A 19,904-nucleotide genomic window follows, 5' to 3' on the forward strand; every position below is an offset into this window, starting at 1 on the left:
GATCAGGCGACCGGCACGGGGCGCCGGCCGCGGCGTGGCCTCACGTCACTCAACCCGCGCTGGAACGCGTCGGCGGACGGATCCCGGAGCGACTCCCCGGCGGAGTCAAGCCACGCGACCGCGGCTGTGGCGAGGGCGACGCGAGCGCGGGTCTCCAGCAGCTCCTGTCCGATCGGAGACGGGACGTTTTCCGGGCTCTCGGCAGTGGTCTGCCAGTGCTCGCGGTAGCGCGCAATCAGGGCAACGGTGTCGACGTGGGGGAGCGAGGAGGAGATCAGCACCCGGTCCACGAGGTCGTTCCACTCCTCTCCGTTGGGGCTCTCGATCGACGTGAGCCAATCCAACGCCTCGGCCCGGCCCTCGGTCGTGATGCGATAGAGCGGCAGGCCGTCGGCCGTGGACCCGCCTGATTCGACGGAACCCTGCTTGACCAGGCGTTCGAGGGTGCCGTAGATCTGGCCGACGTTGACCGTGCGCCGCCCCGCTGTTCGGGACTCCAATTCGCCGTGCAGTTGGAAACCATACGCCGGCCCGATCGTGAGGATCGCCAACAGGGTGGTGCGAACGGACACAGGGCCTCCGATAGATTCCTAGATAACCATACCGAGTAAGCCCAATCCGATCCTGCAACGCCGCACAGATCCTTGCGATTTGCCGCTTGCCTGGGGCATAATTGCGCTAGCGGCCGGAGGGTCGCATAATTTCATAGCTTCGCCGCATTGTCTGCAGGTTCGTTCAGCCGTGTTTCATTCAGCATTATTTCGTTCAGAGGTCGTTGGGGAAGACGCATCTCACAGAACGGAGAAGAAACGATGGCGGCAAAAACCATGTCGGCAACACAGGCTCGTCAGGCACCGTCTGCGCGAGGGGTGCTTTTCGTGCACTCTTCGCCACGTGCGCTGAGTCCCCACGTCGAGTGGGCGGTTGGTCGCGTGCTCGGCGAGGCGGTGAACTTCGACTGGTCCGACCAGCCGGTGCTCAGGGGTGCCCAGCGCGCCGAGTTCTACTGGGAAGGTGCGCCGGGAACCGGCGCGATCCTGGCGTCGGCGCTCTGCGGCTGGGAACACCTGCGTTTTGAGGTGACCGAGGATGCCGGGCTCGGCACCGACGGTGGCCGCTGGCTGCACACTCCGGACCTGGGTATCTTCTTCACCCAGACCGACACCGCCGGCAACGTGGTCGTCCCGGAGGACCGGGTGCGAAGCGCCATGGAACGCGCTGGTGCGAACGCCATCGAACTGCACCGCGAACTCAGGCTGGCCCTCGGGCAGGCCTGGGACGACGAACTCGAACCCTTCCGCCACGCAAGTGATTTCAACTCCGTCGTCTGGCTGCACAAGGTCGGCTGAACGGCATCGACTGCCCGAGGATGGCGCATGGCGCGTTGACCGGTCGACACTTCCCGGTGGCGCGTGAGCGAAATGCGAGGGATCTCAAAAGAAATGACCCCGACCGCAACCCGGTCGGGGTCATTCTGTGAGTCCAGCCGGTTCGGTTAGACGGAGCGGAACCCGACGACGGCGTTGTGACCGCCGAATCCGAACGAGTTGCTGATGGCGAGGAGGTCCCCGGCCGGCAGCGCCCGCGGTGTCGTTACGACGTCAAGCGGGATATTCGGGTCCTGGTTGGCCAGGTTGATGGTCGGTGGAGCGATCCGGTCGGCGAGGGCCAGCACGGTGAAAAGCGCCTCGATCGCGCCGGCGCCGCCGAGGAGGTGACCGGTAGAAGCCTTGGTGGCCGAGACCGGGATACCCTCGAGCAGGTCGCCGAAGACGCGACGCAGCGCGTTGTATTCGGCGATGTCACCGACCGGGGTGCTGGTGGCGTGTGCATTGATGTGCGAGACATCCGACAGGGTGGCTCCTGCACCGCGGATGGCCGCGATCATGGCGCGGGCGGCCGCCGAGCCCTCCGGGTCGGGGGCGGTGATGTGGTACGCGTCGCTGGTGACGGCGCCGCCGACCAGCTCGGCGTAGATGCGCGCCCCACGTGCTTTGGCGTGCTCCTCGGTCTCGACGACGAGCGCGGCGGCGCCCTCGCCCAGCACGAAGCCGTCACGGGTGATGTCGTACGGGCGGGACGCGGTCGACGGGTCGTCATTGCGCTTGGACAACGCCTGCATGGCGGCGAACGACGCGATCGGTAGCGGGTGGATCGCGGCCTCAGACCCACCGGCGATGACGATGTCGGCGAGCCCGGCCTGAAGACGGTTGTAGGCATTGACGAGGGACTCGGTGCTCGAGGCGCACGCGGACACGACCGTTGTGATGCCGGCGCGGGCGTGCAGGTCCATCCCGATCGCCGCCCCGGGCCCGTTCGGCATGAGCATGGGGACGGTCATCGGGAGGACGCGGCGGGGGCCGCGTTCGCGCAATGTGTCCCAGGCATCGAGCAGGGTCCAGACCCCGCCGATACCGGTGGCCCAGTCAACGGCGAGTCGTTCGGGGTCTGCCTCGGGGGAGCCGGCATCCGCCCACGCCTCGCGCCCGGCGATCAGGGCGAACTGGCTGGAGGGGTCGAGGCGCTTGGTCTCGTGGCGGGCGAGTACCTCGCTGGAGGGGACCTTGGCCTGGGCCGCGAACGTCACCGGAAGCTGGGTGCGAGCAACCCATTCGTGGTCCAGCGTGCTGGCGCCGGATTCGCCGTTGAGCAGGGCCGCCCAGCTTTCGGCGGCCGTGCCGCCGAGCGGGGAGGTCGCACCGATGCCGGTGATAACGATTTTTTTGGTCATGACGAGACTCTCTATGAGCGTGGAAACGGTGGGTTTGACCCACAGATCAGGCCGGTCGGCGACTGCCGGCCGGCCTGTTCCTTGGTGGGGTTAGTCCTGTGCCTTGACGATGAAGTCGACGGCGTTGCCGACGGTCTTGAGGTTCTTGACCTCTTCGTCCGGGATCTTGACGTCGAACTTTTCTTCCGCGTTGACGACGATGGTCATCATCGAGATCGAGTCGATGTCCAGGTCGTCGGTGAACGACTTCCCCAGCTCAACAGTGTCGGCCGCGATGCCCGTCTCGTCATTAATGAGCTCGGCCAGGCCGGCAAGAACTTCTTCGGTGGACAGTGCCATTTTTTTCTCCTTGGGGGTGTCTCGTTTGACCGAGATTCAGTTTAGAGGTCTTGCGGGGGATCTACGGGAGGACGACGACCTGCGCGCCGAAGACCAGGCCGGCTCCGAAGCCGATCTGGAGGGCGAGGCCGCCGCTCAGTTCCGGGTGCTCCTGGAGCAGCCGATGGGTGGCCAGTGGGATCGACGCCGAGGAAGTGTTGCCGGTGGTGGCCACGTCCCGGGCGATCACGACGGAAGCCGGGAGCTTCAGCTGCTTGGCGAATTCGTCGATGATGCGCATATTGGCCTGGTGGGGGATGAAGGCGGCGAGTTGGTCGCTCGTGATCCCGGCGGACTCGAGCGCCTTCTTGGCGACTTTGGCCATGTCCCAGACGGCCCAGCGGAAGACGGTCTGGCCTTCCTGGCGAAGGGTCGGCCACTCTGTTTCGCCTCGGCGGTATTCCTGCAGGGTGCTGTTCATGGTGATCGCGTCGGCCTTCGACCCGTCCGACCCCCAGACCGTGCTGGAAATCCCCGGGTAGTCGCTCGGCCCGATGATGACGGCGCCGGCGCCGTCGCCGAGCAGGAATGAGATGCTCCGGTCTGTCGGGTCGACCAGGTCGGAGAGTTTCTCCGCCCCGACGACGAGGGCGAAGTGCGCCACGCCGGTGCGGATCAGGGCGTCGGCCTGGGCGATCGCGTAGGTGTAGCCGGCGCAGGCGGCGTTCACATCGTAGGCGGCGGCCGGGTTCGCGCCGACCCGGTCGGCGAGCACGGCGGCCATCGACGGCGTCTGGCGGCCGTTGCTGATGGTGGCGACGATGACGGCGTCGATCAGTTCAGGGCCGATGCCCGACTTCTCGATGGCCTCCCGTGCGGCATCCGTCGCCAGGTCGACGGCCTGGATGTTCTGGCTCGACCGGCTGCGGCTGATGATCCCGGTGCGCTGCTGAATCCACTCGTCCGAAGAATCAATCGGCCCGACGAGGTCGGCATTGGGTACCGACAGGTCGCCGCGGGCGGCGCCGATGGAGAGAATGCGGGTGTACTGGGGACCGTGCGACTGCTGGAGTGTTGGCTTGGTCATAATCTCTTTCGGTCAGGCTTGGTTCTGCTGGTCGATCAGGTCGAACGCTGCGGACAGATCGTCCGGCGTCTTGATCGCAACGCTGGGCACGCCCTTGAGCGCGCGTTTGGCAAGGCCGACGAGGGCTCCCGCCGGCGCGACCTCGATGATTCCGGTCACTCCCGCAGCGGCAAAGGACGCCATGCACAGGTCCCACCGTACCGGCGAGGAGACCTGGGCCACCAGCAGTTCGACGAACCCGGTACCGCTGGCGATGAGGCTTCCATCCCGGTTCGACCAGATCGGCAGGGTGGGATCGTGGGGGGTCAAGCCGGCTGCGACCTGGCTGAGATGCTCCACTGCGGGCTTCATGTACCGGGTGTGGAAGGCCCCGGCGACCTGGAGCGGGATGACCCTGGCCCTGGTCGGTGGGTCAGCCGCGAGGGCTGCGAGGGCGTCCGGTGAACCGGCGACGACGATCTGGCCGCCGCCGTTGAAATTCGCGGGCTCGAGGCCGAGTGTGTCGAGGCGGGCGAGCAGCTCAGTTTCGTCCGCACCGATCACCGCGCTCATCCCAGATGGCTCGAGAGCGGCGGCCTTCGCCATGGCGCTGCCGCGGTCGCGAACGAAGCCGACCGCCTCGGCGGGGCTCAGGATGCCTGCGCCGGAGGCGGCCGTGATCTCGCCGACGGAATGCCCGGCGATGCCGGCGATCTTGCTGCGGCGTCCACCGGTGAGAAGAGCGTCGAGGGTGAGCAGTCCCGCGGCAACGATCAGCGGCTGCGCGATTTTCGTGTCGCGGATCGTGTCGGCGTCGCTGATCGTACCGTGACGGACGAGGTCGATGCCACAGGCATCCGAGATCTCTTCCAGGCCGGCGGTGAAGCCCGGCTCGCGGAGCCACGGCTCGAGAAATCCAGGGGTTTGCGAGCCCTGGCCGGGGCAGACGACAACAATCATGTAACCAGTTTCCCAAGCTCGTTTCCTCGACGGGTGTCGAGTGCACACCAAGTATTCGCGAAACGTTTGTCGATAATCACCAGATTGGACGCCGTGTGCTCATCGGCGCCGGGTAGATCCGTCGTGATCGCTGATCGAGCCGATGATCAGGGCAGCCTGGAGGATCAGCGCCTCTCGGGCCCCGGTGGCGTCGTAGCCGATCACCTCCGACACTCGTTTGAGCCGGTAACGCACGGTGTTGGGATGCACGAAGAGTTCCCGGGCCGTGGCCTCGAGCGACCGGCCGTTGTCGAGGTAGCACCACAGTGTGGTGAGCAGCTCGGTGGAGTGCGCCTGGAGCGGACGGTAGATGCGGTGGATGAGTGTGGCCCGGGCGAGCGGGTCGCCGGCCAGGGCGCGTTCGGGCAGAAGATCGTCAGCTTGCACGGGCCGTGGGGCGTTCCGCCAGGAGCGGGCGACGGCGAACCCGGCCAGCGCGGCCTTCGCACTCTTCGACGCGTCGACCAGGTTGGGAACCTCATGGCCCAGGACCAGGTGCCCGGCTCCGAAGCTCGGTTCCAGTTGAACGGCGATCTCCATGAAACTGAGGGCGGATGCCGTCCCGATGGCTTCTTCGGCCTCCGTCGGCTTCGGGTGGGCCCGGCCGATGACGAGGACCAACCGGTTGCCCTGCACCCCGATGAGCACGTCCGCGGCCATGTGCCGCGCCGCGCGCCGCAGCTGGTCGACGTCGAGCATCTTCGGCGTCGTGCCGACGAGCACGCACACCTCGCCGTGACCGTGCCAGCCGAGCGCCGCGATCCGGCTCGGCAGTTCGTCGTCGTACTCGCCGCTGAGGATCGAATCCACGACAAGCGCCTCCAGGCGCACGTCCCAGAGGCCGCGTGCTTCCGCTGCCCTGGCGTAGACATCCGCGGCCCCGAACGCGATCTCCCGGGAGTAGAGCAGGATCGCCTCACGGAGGACTTCACTGCCGTCCTTCACTCGTTCCTCGACGACCTCGACGGTGACCCGGATCAGCTGGAGCGTCTGCTGCAGGCTGATCGATCGGAGCAGCTCGCGTGGGGCGGCGCCGAAGACATCCGCCGCGATCCATGGTGTGGACCGCGGGTCGTCGAACCAGGAGATGAACGACGTGATGCCGGCCTGGGCGACCAGCCCCACGGCGGAACGCCGCCCCGGCGGCATGTCGCCGTACCAGGGCAGCGTGTCCTCGAGCTTTTTCAGGGTCGCCGTGGACAGCTCGCCGGAAATCGTGCGCAGCCAGGCGAGCGTCTGCTCCTTCGTCTTCCGAGTGGGTGCCACGGGGGCTTTAGCTCTCGCCCCCGGCCGAGCCCGTGGTTCCCGCGGTCACGTCGAACAGACGGTACTTCGCGATGGCCTGGCCGACGAGGCCACGGTCGACCTCGCCGCGGCGGGAAAGCAACTCGAGGGTGCGAACAACCATGGACGGCCCGTCGATCTTGAAGAAACGCCGTGCGGCCGGCCGGGTGTCGGAGAATCCGAACCCGTCCGCGCCGAGAGTCGCGAAGTCGCCGGGAACGAACTGGCGGATCTGGTCTGGCACTGCGTGCATGAAGTCGGTCACCGCCACGAACGGGCCGGCGGCCCCGGCGAGCTTTTCCGTGACATACGGGGTGCGGGGTGTTTCATCCGGGTAGAGGAAATTGTGCTCTTCGGCGGCGATACCGTCGCGGCGGAGTTCCGCCCAGGAGGTCACGGACCAGACATCGGCGGATACTCCCCAGTCGGCGGCGAGTAGTGCCTGCGCCTCGAGCGCCCACGGCACGGCGACGCCTGAGGCGAGGAGCTGGGCCTTCGGTCCGGTGACCGGCGAGTGGTTGATCCGGTGGATGCCGCGAACGATGCCATCGACGTCCACCTCTTCCGGCTCGGCCGGCTGCACGGCCGGCTCGTTGTAAACGGTGATGTAATACATGACGTTCGGGTCGGGGTGCTGCCCGCCGTACATGCGCTCAAGGCCGGACCGTACGATGTGCCCGATCTCATAGCCGAAGGCCGGGTCGTAGGAGACCACGGCGGGATTCGTCGAGGCCAACAGGGGAGAGTGGCCGTCGGCGTGCTGAAGGCCTTCGCCGGTGAGGGTGGTACGGCCGGCGGTCGCGCCGATCATGAAACCACGGGCCATCTGGTCGCCCGCGGCCCACATGGCGTCACCAGTGCGCTGGAAGCCGAACATCGAGTAGAAGACGTAGATCGGGATCAGCGGCTCGCCCTGGGTGGCGTAGGAGGTTCCCACGTTGGTGAAGGCGGCCATGGCGCCGGCCTCGTTGATGCCCACGTGCAGGATCTGGCCCTGCGGGCTTTCCTTGTACGCGAGCAGTTGGGCGTGGTCGACCGAGGTGTACTGCTGGCCGTTCGGGTTGTAGATCTTCGCATTCGGGAAGAATGCGTCGATGCCGAAGGTGCGGGCTTCGTCCGGGATGATCGGGACGATCCGGTTGCCGAAGTCCTTCGCGCGGAGAAGCTCCTTGAGCAGCCGCACGAAGGCCATCGTGGTTGCGATCTCCTGCGTGCCGGAACCCTTCTTGGTCGGCGCGTAGGTCGCGTCGCCCGGAAGGTTGATCTGGGTGTACCTGCTGCGGCGTTCCGGCAGGTAACCGCCGAGCGCGCGGCGGCGTTCGTGCAGGTACTGGATGGCCTCGTCGTTGTCGTCCGGCCGGTAGTACGGCGGAAGATACGGGTTCTCCTCGAGCTGGGCATCCGTGATCGGGATGTGGGTGCTGTCGCGGAAGGTCTTCAGGTTGTCGAGGGTGAACTTCTTCATCTGGTGCGTCGCATTGCGGCCCTCGAAGCTCGGGCCGAGCGCGTAGCCCTTCACGGTCTTCGCCAGGATGACGGTCGGCTGGCCCTTGTGCTCGGATGCCGCCTTGAACGCTGCATACACCTTGCGGTAGTCGTGGCCGCCGCGCTTGAGATTCCAGAGTTCGTCGTCGGTGTAACCCTCGACGAGCTTGAGCGCGCGCGGGTCGCGACCAAAGAAGTGCTCGCGGACGTACGCGCCGCTCTCGGCCTTGTACGTCTGGTAGTCCCCATCAGGGGTGACGTTCATCAGGTTTAGCAGGGCACCGTCGACGTCGCGCGTGAGCAGGTCGTCCCACTCGCGGCCCCACACCACCTTGATGACGTTCCAGCCGGCACCGCGGAAGAAGCTCTCCAGTTCCTGGATGATCTTCCCGTTGCCGCGTACGGGCCCGTCGAGGCGCTGCAGGTTGCAGTTGATGATGAAGTTGAGGTTGTCCAGGCCCTCGTTCGCGGCGACCTGGAGCTGGCCACGGCTTTCCACCTCGTCCATTTCGCCGTCGCCGAGGAACGCCCAGACCTGCTGGTCGCTGGCGTCCTTGATGCCGCGGTTGGTGAGGTAGCGGTTCGTCTGCGCCTGGTAGATCGCGTTGATCGGTCCGAGACCCATCGACACGGTCGGGAACTGCCAGAATTCGGGCATCAGGCGAGGGTGCGGGTAGGAGGAGAGGCCATTGGGGCCGTGGGATTTCTCCTGGCGGAAGCCGTCGAGCTGGTCGTGCGAGAGGCGGCCCTCGAGGAAGGCCCTGGCGTAGGTGCCGGGGGAGGCGTGGCCCTGGATGAAGATCTGGTCGCCGCCGCCCGGGTGGTCATGGCCGCGGAAGAAGTGGTTGAAACCGACCTCGTAGAGAGCGGCGGAGGACGCGTAGGTGGAGATGTGCCCGCCGACAGAGATGCCGGAGCGCTGGGCACGGTGAACGAGGACCGCGGCGTTCCAGCGGATCCAGGCGCGATAGCGCCGCTCGATGTCCTCGTCGCCGGGGAAGTCCGGTTCGTTTCCGGCCGCGATGGTGTTGATGTAGTCGGTGGTCGGCACCATGGGCACGCCCAGATGCAGTTCCTTGGACCTCTTGAGCAGGCTCAGCATGATTTCCCGGCCGCGTTGGTGGCCCTGCGCGGCGACGAGTGAATCCAGCGATTCAGACCACTCTGCGGTCTCCTGCGGGTCCGCATCCGTGCTGTTCACCGAGTACGGGTCCTGGTCGTTGACAGTCACAATCGACCTCTCTGTCATGGGCAGACCGTTATTCTGTTCTGCCGAATTAGGCGTGCCGGATTGCGGTCGGCTGGGACCAATGGCACTTGTCAAGCCTACAGATTCCGGCTGGGGTCCGCGCACGTCGCTCGCCGGGCTCCCCGAGGGTTCGCAGTCGGCGTTCTTGGTTCCCTCATCCGGCGGGGCTAGGCTGTGTCGCTGCGCTCCACTGCACCGGTGGGCGACGGAAGGGAAGCGCTCCATGGCTTTGGAAAACGACACGCAGGCACCGGACTTCGAGCTGGTCAACCAGTTCGGCCAGCGCATCCAGCTCAGCCAGTTCCGGGGAGAGAAGTCGGTGGCGCTGGTCTTCTTCCCCTTGGCCTTCTCCGGAATCTGCAGCGGTGAGCTCTGCGAACTGCGCGACAACATCGGGCTCTTCGCCGATAGCGCGGTGGAAGTGATCGGTATCTCGGTCGACTCGAAGCACACCCTTCGCGCCTGGGGTGAGCAGGAGAAGTACACGTTCAACCTCCTCGCCGACTTCTGGCCGCATGGTGCCGTCGCCAAGGAATACGGCGTGTTCCTCGAGGACAAGGGCTTCGCCAACAGGGCGACATTCCTCATCGACCGACAGGGCATTATTCGGGCGAGCTTCATCACTGCCCCGGGCGAGGCCCGTTCCCTGGGTGCGTATTGGGCCGCGATCGAGGAACTTCAGCCCGCGTAATCCGGATGCCGTGCGATTGGGTCGGCAAAAGCATCGGCACCCGAAATCTGTATAGTGGTCATCGACCCGCAGAGGTCAGAGTGCAGGGGCCTTTAGCTCAGTTGGTAGAGCGCCACGTTTACACCGTGGATGTCATCGGTTCGAGCCCGGTAGGGCCCACCCAGCAAAATCCCCGGAAATCCGGGGAAATCGGCAGTCTTGGGACCACGCAAGGACTCACAGCTTCCTGGCCCGGATACCCCGGCGTGCCCCGCATTTGAGAAAGCTGAGTTTAATCGGGCTAGCACGGCGGTGTCGGCACCCGACCCGAGCCAGTGTGCGTAAGTGTCTGCCGTGAGCTTCGCGGAGGGTGACCGAGCCACGCCTGGGCTATCTTCAGATCCACGCCGTTCTGGAGCCACAGGGTGGCCGCCGTGTGGCGTAGGTCATGGATTCTGTGCCCGTGACGCTCCAGATCCCATTTGATCGGACGCTTGAAGTTCGCCAGTAGACGCAACGAACCCGACTGAAGTGGAAACAGCGGTTCGTCCGGTTGCCGTCCGGCGACGTGTACTCGGATGACGTCTCCGATGGCGTCGACCACCGGCACGGTGCGCACGTTGCCGCTCTTGGTGTTAGTCCGAACCACGTGACCGTCCGTGTGGGAGCGGGAGACGAGAATCGCCATACGCGGCACCACTGAAATTGGCCACAGGCAGTTCAAAGTTTTACGAAACGCTTATAAACACTTCCATCGACACCCTGTCGTATCTAGAGTTTTTCTCATGTGGCAACGGTGTCGCATGGGCTAGGGCGGGCGCAATCGTGGGTGGACGTGGGGATCCCGTCGATGTCCTCAATTTCACCATTGGAGTATGTGATGTTCGAGAAAAGCTTCATTACCAATGCGATCAATCGAAGTGCCGAAAACCCGTTGGACCGGAGGCGGTTCCTGCGCGCCGCCGGTCTGACGGGAGTGTCGGTCGGTGCCATGGCCCTCCTTCCCCAGGCTGCGTTCGCCCACGAGGGCGACTCCGTGCAGGGAGAAGACGATCACGGATCGGATAACAATGGTCCCAGCGACGCCGCGATCCTCAACTTCGCGCTCAACCTGGAATACCTCGAGGCCGAGTTCTACCTCCGTGCCGTGACCGGGATGGGCCTTGCCGACAACATGACCGGAGGCCAGGGCCACCACGGCGATGTGCTCGGCGGTAGAGCGGTCTCGTTCGCGACGGGCAAACTCCGCAAGATTGCTGAGGAGATCGCCGCTGACGAGAAGGCTCACGTCGCGTTCCTGCGTGAGGCGCTGGGAGGTGCCGCTGTTGCGCGGCCGAGCATCGATCTCCGTGACAGCTTCACCGCGGCCGCTGTCGCCGCCGGCTTGATCACAGCGGGCGAGACGTTCGATGTCTATGCCAACGAGACGAATTTTCTTCTCGGGGCATTCATCTTCGAGGATGTCGGCGTGACCGCCTACAAAGGTGCCGCGCCTCTGATTGACAGCAAGGTGTATCTGGAAGCGGCGGCGGGGATCCTGGCCGTGGAGGCGTACCACGCCGCCACGATCCGCTCAAGCCTGTATGCGCTCGGTTTGGACGCGCCGACGACGAACATCTCCGACCTGCGCGACAGCGTGGACGGTCCGACCGACCTCGACCAGGGCATCGTCGTCGACGGCAACGCCAACATCGTTCCCACGGACAGTAACGGCATCGTTTTCAGCCGTAGCGCCGCGCAGGTCCTCAACATCGTCTACCTGACAGCGGAGGAGACCACGTCCGGAGGGTTCTTCCCCGACGGCGTGAACGGGGAGATCAACACCAGCGGACACAACCACGAGCAGTAACTCACTTCCGCTGATCCGACAATTGACGGGCCCCACTGATTTGTGCCGGGAGATTTCCCGGATGCAATGGTGGGGCCAGTCATCAGTCACGACTGCGGGACGACGTCATCGTTTACTCACTTGCGTCGCTCTGAGGTGTCAAACGTCGCCGTCACTGGCCGTTTCCTCCATCCCATCGCACGCGGTCCTTCGATCTAAGGCCGAACTCCCATGTTGAGCAATCTGACTGGTTGGCACTTCCTCATCATTCTTGTCATCATCATGCTTCTCTTCGGCGCTCCCAAGCTCCCCGGACTGGCACGTAGCCTGGGTCAGTCGATGAAGATCTTCAAGAGCGAGATGACACCGGAAAGTCCTCCAACGGGGACCGACACAGTCAAGCCCAACCCGGCGACCCCGGTTGCACCCAGCCCAACCGAGTCTTCCCTGACCGAAGCCAGGCACGTCGAGCCTCCGGCAAAGTTGTAGCGCTGATGCTTGAGCGTACTGCTCGGCGACAAGACGCCGGCCGAACGATGTCACTCGGACGGTACCTGCTCGAGTTGCGAAAACGACTGTCTTTAGCTGCGGTCGGAGTCTTGGTGGGTTCTGTCCTCGGCCGCTCAAAGTTACTTCGATTTCGTCCCGAAACTCGTCGTCGCCATCGGGATCGCCTTCGTTCTCCCGGGGCACCACGGGGTAGTTGGCCCAACGATGAAGAGTGATCCAAACCCCTCAATCGCGAACCTCTTACGGGAAATTCTTGGGCATAACCGAATCCATTCACCAGAAATGGAACGCCAGGAAATCAAGGACGGTTCCCTGTGATTCGCAGGCCAATAGGGAGTGCCAGGTGGCCCGCACGGAATCGCTGAGGCCACGCCGAGGTGAGTCATTCGCCTGATGCGCGGTTGGGAGTATGGTCATGCCATGAAGCCGACGATCAGATTCCTGTCCAGCGTCATCGCCGTGCTCCTCGCCGCTTCGGGCGTTGGCGCTGCCGGTGCTCTTCCTGCCTCCGCCGTGACCAGGTCCCCGGTCAACACATACGTCGCCCTCGGCGACTCCTACGCGGCCGGGCAGGGAGGTGGTGGCTACGCGAACGCGTGCCTGCAAAGCCCAAACGGCTACCCGGCGCTCTTGGACGCCGTCAAAGGCACCAACCTGCTACGCAACGTCAGCTGCAGCGGGGCGACGACCCTCGACGTCACTGCAACCCAGCAGTCGGTCTTGAACCGGGGAACCACGATGGTCACCCTGACCGTGGGCGGCAATGACTTGAATGTCGCCGGCATCGCGGCGGCCTGTGTCTCCCCGGATGCCGTGGCATGCGGCAACGCCATCTCCACGGCCGGAGCCTTGCTCAACTCCGGTGTGCTGGCTGGCCGTCTGGCCGCGACGTACGCGCAGGTCGCGGTCGCGGCCCCGAACGCCCGAGTAGTCGTCACCGGCTACCCGCTTCTCTTCGCCCCCTCGGCCGACCCGCGGATCACCCAACTCAACGTTGCCACGACGCTGCTGAACCAGACCATCCATGGCGTCGTGGCCCAGACCCAGACAACCAGCCCGAACGTGAGGATCGTCTACGTCGATGTGTCCGCTGCCTTCGCGGGCCACGCGATCGGCGACCTCGTATCCTGGGTCAACTTCGCCGGGCCGGATGCCTTCCACCCGACTCCCGCCGGCTATCAGGCCTATGCGGCGGCCATCCAGGCAGTCTTGTAGCGTCACGGCCGGGTCCGCGCCCAGCCGTCCGGAGCAGGTTCGGTGTGTGATTACGGCGTCAGAGTGGCCGAGCCTGCCTGGACACACCTGAGGGCTGTCCGGTCGAATCGGCAACACTGGGACGGCCCGGCGGGATACGCTGAGACCAGCGCAGGTAATCGCGTCGCTCCCAGCCACTACGGAAGCCATTCGTTCCTTCGAGGAGCTGAGAGGTCGTGCCGACCAATGATTCCCTGGCTTCCAGTGTGGGATCGCGAGCACGCCGACGCATGGGCGGGGGCCTGATGTCATCCGACCGCCGTGCGTTCGCCGCGGCCGCACTGGAGCTGTCCGAGGCCAAGGAAAACACGTCCAATCTGTGCGGGCCGTTCCTTAGTAGCCTGCCAATCACGGGCGCCTCGATTTCGACCCTCGGCGCACCGTTCGGAACCGAAACCGTCTGCGCGAGCGACGAACAGGCCGCTCAGATCGATGAAATCCAGTTCGACCTCGGTGAGGGCCCCTGCTGGGACGCCATCTCCATCCGCCGGCCGGTTCTCAGCGCCGACATCAGGAATCCGTCGGCGTCCTGGCCGATGTTCGTCCGCGCAATCGAGACAACGGACGTCGTCGGACTGTTCGCCTTTCCCATGTTCATCGGTTCGCTCAACATCGGGGCGGTCGAGCTCTACTCCACCCGGCGGGGCAGCATGTCCCCGTCGCAGATCGACGATGCGATCGTGCTGGTGTCCCTGGCCGCGCGACAGGTTCTCCGGCGGGCGTTGTTTGCTCGTCCCGGAATACCCGACGCGAACGACGACGAGGGGTACTCGCGTCGAGTGGTCCACCAGGCTACTGGAATGCTGCTGGCGCAGCTCGACCTCCCGGCGGCGGATGCACTCCTCGTGCTTCGCGGCTATGCTTTTTCTCACGGTCGGACGGTGCGTGACGTCGCAACCGATGTGGTGTTGCGCAAGATCAGTTTTCCGACAGAATTCGACGGCTCCTAGTGCGGCGTCCATTTAGAATGGGTTCATGGTGACCAAGACACGTGAGGGTCAGCTGGTTGAGACCTTCGTCACTTTGGCGGACACACTCGTTGTCGGCTACGACATCCTCGACCTGTTGCACACACTCGTCGATAAGTGTGCGCTCTTGTTCGAGGCATCCGCTGTCGGCATCATCCTCTCTGCCGGCGACAACGATGAACTCGAGGTTGTTGCCTCGACCAACGAGCGCAGCCGACTCGTCGAGATCCTCCAGCTTCGGGCCGGGAACGGCCCGTGCGTGGAGTGCTATACGACGGGCAAGCCCGTTGCGATCCCCGATCTCGACGTCGTGGCACCGAAATGGCCCAGGTTCCGTTCCGGGGCGCTCGAATTGGGCTTCAAGTCGATGCATTCCGTTCCCCTCCGCCTCCGCCAGACGACCATCGGCTCCCTGAACCTTTTTTGGGACCGTCTCGGTGGCCTGGGAGCGGGCGATCTCCTCACCGTCCAGGCGCTGGCCGACACGGCGACGATCGGCATCCTGCAGGAACGGGCGCTGCGCGAGAGCGGCGTCGCGCGGGCCCAGCTGCAGCACGCACTGAACAGCAGGGTGCTGATCGAGCAGGCCAAGGGAGTTGTGGCGTACACCCATCACTCGAACATGGAGGAGGCCTTTGCGGTGCTGAGGTCCCATGCCCGGAACAACAGCCTGTCTCTCGTCGAGGTGGCCGAAAGCGTTGTGAATCGCACTCTTACCCTGTGAACGCGCAAGGGTCTCCGACGTGGGGTGACCGGCCTCCCGGATTGCGAGGCGGATACTCGCCCGTGGGCGTGAATGGTCTTATAATGAAGGCGCGCCCCAGACCCCGGCAGCACCGTTATTTGGTGAATCAGGGAGGGTCGGCCATGAAACGCATTTTTCACCCGGGAGGGTCAGTCGTCACGGGAAGTGACCTCGCTGATGCCGTGATGGGCTACGCCGAATCGCTGAGCGCACGCAGCCAGGTCGACGTGGTCGACATCCCCGTTCTCACCGACTCAGGCGAACCCGGCCGGGCCCAGTTCCTGATCGGGGCGTCCAGCCAGCTCGTGAGTGTGACCAGCGAGTCGATCCTCCGCGAACTCGTCGAGGCCGGGACCACCGCGGACCTACGGCACCGTGCGCTCGTCGGCATGGATGCCGCGATGGTCGGCTGGACTGGCGACGGTCTCAACTCACCGCAGTTCGACGAGTTCGATTACTGATCCGCCCCCCGGTTGCGCTGTTGGATACGGGTTCCTCCACCCCGTTACCTTGTAGGTAGCCCTTGAAGCTTGCTTCTTAGGGTGTTGGCCTGTTAGGCCCGGCATGGTTGCTGCCCCCAGTCGTTAATGATCCGGGGGGTGTTGTCACCGGGCCTGACTGGGATTGGGTGATCGCTAATAGGGGCTCGACTGGAACTCGTTTCTGGGTCGAACGTAACGTGGATGCCGAGACTTGATGCCGTGGACAGGCCAACCGATCCGCATGGCTGACGGGGAAACTCATGATTGAGAATTACGACAGCGTCGACGTGTTCATCGGTGTTGACGTTGGAAAAAGCGAACATCACGCGGTCGCTCTCGACCGCACCGGGAAACGCCTCTACGACAAAGCGCTCCCCAATGACGAAGCCAAATTGCGCGCCGTGATTCAGAAGTTCAAGGTCCGCGGCACTGTGCTCCCGGTCGTCGACCAGCCCGAAACAGTCGGCGCTCTACCTGTCGCGGTCGCCTATGCCGAAGGCATCCTCGTGGCGTATCTGCCCGGTCTGGCACTGCGTCGCATCGCCGACCTTCACGCCGGTGAGGCAAAGACAGATGCCCGCGACGCGGCCATCATCGCCGAAGCCGCCCGCACCCTCCCGCACGCTTTACGGCCGATCCGACTCGAAGACGAGCAAGTTGCCGAACTCTCGATGCTCTGCGGATTCGACGATGACATCGTCGGCCAGATGACTGCCACCAGCAACCGAATCCGGGGGCTGCTGATGCAGATCCACCCAGCGTTGGAGCGAGTACTGGGCCCGCACCTCGACCACCCAGCCGTCCTGGACCTCCTCCAGAAATACCCGACACCGACAGCGCTGACGGCCGCCGGGAAGGTCCGGGTCGGCAACCGCCTCCTCACGCTCGCACCACGGATGGGCCGCCGCCTGGCCGAGGAAATCTTCCAGGCCCTCTCCGAGCAGACCGTCATCGTTGGCGGCACCCATGCCACGCGCGCCGTGCTACCGCGCCTTGCCGAGCAGCTCAGCATGCTCCACCGCCAACGCGCCGAGATCGCCGTCGAGGTCGCCGAGGTCGTCGACGCAAACCCACTGGAACCGATCATCACGAGCATGCCCGGCGTCGGCGTGGGGACCGCCGCCCGTGTCATCACCGAGATCTCAGGCAAGGAGTCCGCCACCGCCGGCCACCTCGCCTCCTACGCCGGCCTCGCGCCGGTCACCAGACGCTCCGGATCATCCATCCGAGGCGAGCACCCCTCACGGCGCGGCAACAAAGTCCTCAAACGCACGCTGTTCCTCTCCGCCTTCGCGGCCCTCAGCGACCCCGTCTCACGCACCTACTACGACCGCAAGATCGCCCAAGGCAAACGCCATAACCAAGCCCTCATCGCCCTCGCCCGCCGACGCTGCGACGTGCTCTACGCCATGCTCCGCAATGGCACGCTCTACGAAAACAAAACCTCCATCAGGACTTGACGAAACACATAGGGGCACCCCCGCTGCAGTGCCCAACGCGATCGCAGTTCTGCCGGGACCTTGGCCTCTATCCGTCCCTGACGTGGGCGGGGAGTATGGTTCCGTTGGCGGGCAGCGGAGGAGTACGTGATGAACACGCGGATCGTGGTAGGACTGAGCGGAAGGCCGACGGACGAGGGCGCACTGCTGTGGGCTCTCGGGTACGCTGCGCCGCGCCGATGTGGGATCGATCTCGTGCATGTCGTAGACGAAACATGGGGGGACATTCCGGCCGGATTCCGCGGGGCTGCCCTGGCCCAGGCGGAGACTGAACTTGCCAGGGAGTTGGCCGAAGCGGTCCGCCTGGAACCACACCTCGCCATCCACTCCACGGTGCTCGTTGGGTCTCCTACCTCGGCCCTGGCGAAGAGGGCAGCGGGCGCGGAACTCCTGGTTGTCGGCTCCCACGCCCTCGGCCGGTTCCGCGATTATGTGTTCAGTACCCGCGCCGCCCAGATCGCCGCTCGTGCGCCCGGATCGGTGGTTGTGGTCCTTGATCGGAAGGAATCCCCGGGGCGCGGCGTCGTGGTGGGAGTGGACGGGTCTGACATATCGTTGGCCGCGGTGCGGTTCGCCGCCGAGGAGGCAGACCGGCACGGTGAGCCCTTGACGGCGGTGTACTGCTGGAGCGCGCCGACCCCGTGGACGGCGGACACCGCGGTGATCGACTGGCCGATGGAGCCGGACGACTCCGACCGTCTCGTGCTGGCCGAGGCCGTTGCCGGGTTGGCCACGCAGTATCCCGACCTTGACCTCGACCTCCGACTTGAGGTCGGGCTGCCCTCCGAGACGTTGGCCAGGGTCGCGGCCGGCGCCAGGCTGCTGGTCGTCGGCAGCCATGGAAGGCATGGCCTGCAGCGTTTCTGGCTCGGCTCGGTCAGCCAGCTGATTGTCCTCACTATGCCGTGCCCGGTGGCGGTGATCAGGCCCGCACTGAGCGAGCCCGTATCGAGTGGTGTCGAACCAAGTGAGAGCGAACCGGTCTGAGGCCGCCCCGAATCGCGTCGCCGGCAAGACGGCGGTAGCAGTAACGTAGATGGCGGCAACGGCAACGGTAGCGTCAGTCGGACCGGACGATGAGCACGGGCACCGAGATATTCATCAGCACGTCGTGGGTGACCGAACCGATCACGGGCTGAGCCATCGCGTGCGGGTGGGAGACTCCGAGTATCAGCAGCGAAGCGCCGTTCCCTGCGTCGAGAAGAGCCTCCGCGGGTTCCCGGTGCACCAGCCGGCGACGCACCGTGATGAGCGGGGCAGCCTGTGCAGCATGCTCGGCAGCGTCAACGAGGAGCCGTTGGGCCGCACCGGTGCTGCCCGGCAGGTCAGCGGACGGGAGTACATGGCTCACCGGAGGGGCGTGCACCAGCAACAGTTCTTGGCCCAGCCGGGCTGCCTCGCGCGCCCCGCGGACGACGGCAGCGGCCGACCCGTCGAAACGATCGACGCCGACGACGACCCCCCGCCGGGTGTCGAAGGTGGTGTCGGGTACGACCGCCACCGTGCAGCGGGCGGCCGCAGCCACCTGCACACTCCTCGAGCCGAGCACACGCCCGTGCAGGAACCCGGTCTTGTGGGTTCCGACAACCAGAAGGTCGCCGGAGGACGGCAGGCCGGCCAGGGTCCAGGCCGGACTGCCATGCTCGATCCTGGCAACCACTTCCACCCCGGGATATCGGTGCTCCGCGTCCGCCAGCTCGACGTCGAGCAATTCCCGAGCCCGACGCTCGGCCTCGACTGCGTAGCCGGCGCCGAGCAGACCCCATTCATCGTCGACGACATGGATGAGGACGACCGGGCTGCCCTCCCCGGCCGACCGGGCGAGGGCCCAGTGGATGGCTGCTCGGCTCGGCCCGGATCCGTCTGCGCCGATGTAGCAGGTGGTCACGGCTCCACCGGGTAGTCCGGCAGGCGTTCCGGTCGTGGGATAACCGCCACAGGGCATTTGAGGTTGAGCAGCACGTCGTGGCTGACCGAACCCAGGAACAGACTGCCAACCGCGCCGCGACCGTGCGTGCCGACAACGACCATTTCCGCTTCCCCGGACGCGTCGACGAGGACCATTGCCGCGGGGCCATGTTCGAGCACTTCCCTCACGTCCAGACCCGGGTGCGCCGTGCGCACGCGATCGGCGGCTTCGGCGAGGATCGCAGCGTGCGCTTCCTGGAGATCGTGGAACGGGATGATCGCGCCATATTCGACCGCAATGGTGGCCGGTATCGACCAGGCGTGCACGACGTCGAGGACGCGTCCCAGACGGCTCGCCTCGCCGGCGGCGAAGGCGAGCGCCCCCTCGGCGGTTGCATCGTCCTCCAGCCCGACAGCGATGCTTCCTGCACTCGGGACCCAGACGGTAGGCACAACAACAACGGGACAGCGCGAGTGTGCGGCGAGACGCAGCGGAAGAGTCCCATAGACGGCCCCTGCCAATACTCCTGTCTTGTTCGTGCCGACGACAAGCAGGTCGGCGGATGCCGATGCTCTGACCAGCTCGTCTGCCGGGACCCCGCGTCGCACGTAACTCGTTTTTTTGATGTCGGGAGCCTCCTGTTCGACCCGCCGGGTCGCATCAGCGAGCGCCCGTTCATAGATCGGCCGAAAGTCGTCGTCGGGCCCGCCTGCCGGGGCCCAGCCAAATTCGACGACGGTCGTCAGCTCGAGGCTCACGGGCTGGACCTTCGCGCGGGCGAGGGCCCAGTCGAGGGCGGCCGTGCTGGCCGGGCCCCCATCGATGGCAACGACGACTCTTTCGACCATGACCGAACCCCGTTTCATCCTCAAAAACCTCATCGCGTCCTTGACCCCCTCAAGGGTCG

20 protein-coding genes and 1 tRNA gene are annotated in these 19,904 nt (G+C 65.3%); 11 read left to right on the plus strand and 10 right to left on the minus strand.

The features are described 5' to 3' along the window. Positions 1–2: 2 nt before the first annotated feature. A complete protein-coding gene (locus E3O19_RS13485; protein WP_166804575.1) occupies positions 3–572 on the minus strand; it encodes a PadR family transcriptional regulator in 570 nt (189 codons plus the stop codon). 255 nt (positions 573–827) lie between these two features. Here E3O19_RS13485 and E3O19_RS13490 point away from each other — a divergent pair, with 255 nt between their 5' ends. Then, entirely contained in the window at positions 828–1,349 is a 522-nt protein-coding gene (locus E3O19_RS13490) for a DUF3145 domain-containing protein (protein WP_134568479.1), read from the plus strand. Positions 1,350–1,495: 146 nt separating this feature from the next. Here the strand turns inward: E3O19_RS13490 and E3O19_RS13495 are convergent, their stop codons facing one another. The 6 genes from E3O19_RS13495 to aceE form a co-directional block, all read right to left on the minus strand. Further along, positions 1,496–2,731, minus strand: a complete 1,236-nt coding sequence (locus tag E3O19_RS13495; RefSeq protein WP_134568402.1) for a beta-ketoacyl-[acyl-carrier-protein] synthase family protein — start codon at positions 2,729–2,731, stop codon at positions 1,496–1,498. Positions 2,732–2,821: 90 nt separating this feature from the next. Beyond that, positions 2,822–3,070 carry an acyl carrier protein gene (locus E3O19_RS13500; protein ID WP_134568404.1) on the minus strand — a complete coding sequence of 83 codons (249 nt, stop codon included), beginning with the start codon at positions 3,068–3,070 and terminating at the stop codon, positions 2,822–2,824. Positions 3,071–3,131: 61 nt separating this feature from the next. Then, positions 3,132–4,136 (minus strand): beta-ketoacyl-ACP synthase III, encoded by a 1,005-nt coding sequence (locus E3O19_RS13505; protein WP_134568406.1) that lies wholly within the window; start codon positions 4,134–4,136, stop codon positions 3,132–3,134. 12 nt (positions 4,137–4,148) lie between these two features. Continuing rightward, positions 4,149–5,075: an ACP S-malonyltransferase gene (locus E3O19_RS13510; protein WP_134568408.1), complete on the minus strand. Its 927-nt coding sequence runs from the start codon at positions 5,073–5,075 to the stop codon at positions 4,149–4,151. 99 nt (positions 5,076–5,174) lie between these two features. Continuing rightward, entirely contained in the window at positions 5,175–6,380 is a 1,206-nt protein-coding gene (locus E3O19_RS13515) for a PucR family transcriptional regulator (RefSeq protein WP_134568410.1), read from the minus strand. 7 nt (positions 6,381–6,387) lie between these two features. Further along, complete coding sequence (aceE, locus tag E3O19_RS13520) at positions 6,388–9,114, minus strand: pyruvate dehydrogenase (acetyl-transferring), homodimeric type (protein WP_134568481.1); 2,727 nt, start codon at positions 9,112–9,114, stop codon at positions 6,388–6,390. 241 nt (positions 9,115–9,355) lie between these two features. Between aceE and E3O19_RS13525 the strand changes: the two genes are divergently transcribed. Both E3O19_RS13525 and E3O19_RS13530 read left to right on the plus strand, forming a co-directional pair. Next, on the plus strand, positions 9,356–9,823 hold the full coding sequence (locus E3O19_RS13525) for a peroxiredoxin (RefSeq protein WP_134568412.1): 468 nt from the start codon (positions 9,356–9,358) through the stop codon (positions 9,821–9,823). An 86-nt stretch (positions 9,824–9,909) separates the two neighbouring features. Further along, a tRNA-Val gene (locus E3O19_RS13530) sits at positions 9,910–9,982 on the plus strand. 121 nt (positions 9,983–10,103) lie between these two features. Here the strand turns inward: E3O19_RS13530 and E3O19_RS18865 are convergent. Next, on the minus strand, positions 10,104–10,490 hold the full coding sequence (locus E3O19_RS18865; RefSeq protein ID WP_134568414.1) for a tyrosine-type recombinase/integrase: 387 nt from the start codon (positions 10,488–10,490) through the stop codon (positions 10,104–10,106). Between the two features lie 192 nt (positions 10,491–10,682). Here E3O19_RS18865 and E3O19_RS13540 point away from each other — a divergent pair, with 192 nt between their 5' ends. The 8 genes from E3O19_RS13540 (at position 10,683) to E3O19_RS13575 (ending at position 18,075) form a co-directional block, all read left to right on the plus strand. After that, complete coding sequence (locus E3O19_RS13540) at positions 10,683–11,651, plus strand: ferritin-like domain-containing protein (RefSeq protein ID WP_134568416.1); 969 nt, start codon at positions 10,683–10,685, stop codon at positions 11,649–11,651. Positions 11,652–11,861: 210 nt separating this feature from the next. After that, on the plus strand, positions 11,862–12,119 hold the full coding sequence (gene tatA / locus E3O19_RS18630; protein ID WP_134568418.1) for a twin-arginine translocase TatA/TatE family subunit: 258 nt from the start codon (positions 11,862–11,864) through the stop codon (positions 12,117–12,119). A gap of 441 nt (positions 12,120–12,560) precedes the next feature. Further along, positions 12,561–13,355 carry an SGNH/GDSL hydrolase family protein gene (locus tag E3O19_RS13550; RefSeq protein ID WP_166804576.1) on the plus strand — a complete coding sequence of 265 codons (795 nt, stop codon included), beginning with the start codon at positions 12,561–12,563 and terminating at the stop codon, positions 13,353–13,355. 284 nt (positions 13,356–13,639) lie between these two features. Beyond that, the gene (locus E3O19_RS13555; RefSeq protein ID WP_166804577.1) at positions 13,640–14,344 is read left to right on the plus strand and encodes a GAF and ANTAR domain-containing protein; all 705 of its coding nucleotides are present in this window, start codon (positions 13,640–13,642) and stop codon (positions 14,342–14,344) included. Between the two features lie 25 nt (positions 14,345–14,369). Beyond that, the gene (locus E3O19_RS13560) at positions 14,370–15,086 is read left to right on the plus strand and encodes a GAF and ANTAR domain-containing protein (protein ID WP_134568424.1); all 717 of its coding nucleotides are present in this window, start codon (positions 14,370–14,372) and stop codon (positions 15,084–15,086) included. Between the two features lie 143 nt (positions 15,087–15,229). Continuing rightward, on the plus strand, positions 15,230–15,568 hold the full coding sequence (locus E3O19_RS13565) for a hypothetical protein (protein WP_134568426.1): 339 nt from the start codon (positions 15,230–15,232) through the stop codon (positions 15,566–15,568). 281 nt (positions 15,569–15,849) lie between these two features. Continuing rightward, a complete protein-coding gene (locus tag E3O19_RS13570; protein ID WP_134568428.1) occupies positions 15,850–17,049 on the plus strand; it encodes an IS110 family RNA-guided transposase in 1,200 nt (399 codons plus the stop codon). A gap of 129 nt (positions 17,050–17,178) precedes the next feature. After that, positions 17,179–18,075: a universal stress protein gene (locus E3O19_RS13575; RefSeq protein WP_134568430.1), complete on the plus strand. Its 897-nt coding sequence runs from the start codon at positions 17,179–17,181 to the stop codon at positions 18,073–18,075. A gap of 73 nt (positions 18,076–18,148) precedes the next feature. Here E3O19_RS13575 and E3O19_RS13580 read toward each other — a convergent pair whose 3' ends face one another. Together E3O19_RS13580 and E3O19_RS13585 are read right to left on the minus strand one after the other, a co-directional pair. Beyond that, on the minus strand, positions 18,149–18,976 hold the full coding sequence (locus E3O19_RS13580; RefSeq protein WP_166804578.1) for a universal stress protein: 828 nt from the start codon (positions 18,974–18,976) through the stop codon (positions 18,149–18,151). Further along, positions 18,973–19,845 (minus strand): universal stress protein, encoded by an 873-nt coding sequence (locus tag E3O19_RS13585; RefSeq protein WP_166804579.1) that lies wholly within the window; start codon positions 19,843–19,845, stop codon positions 18,973–18,975. Before E3O19_RS13585 ends, E3O19_RS13580 begins: the two co-directional genes overlap by 4 nt. Positions 19,846–19,904 lie beyond the last annotated feature (59 nt).

This window comes from Cryobacterium algoritolerans, from assembly GCF_004402785.1.
GTDB classification, from domain to species: Bacteria; Actinomycetota; Actinomycetes; order Actinomycetales; family Microbacteriaceae; genus Cryobacterium; species Cryobacterium algoritolerans.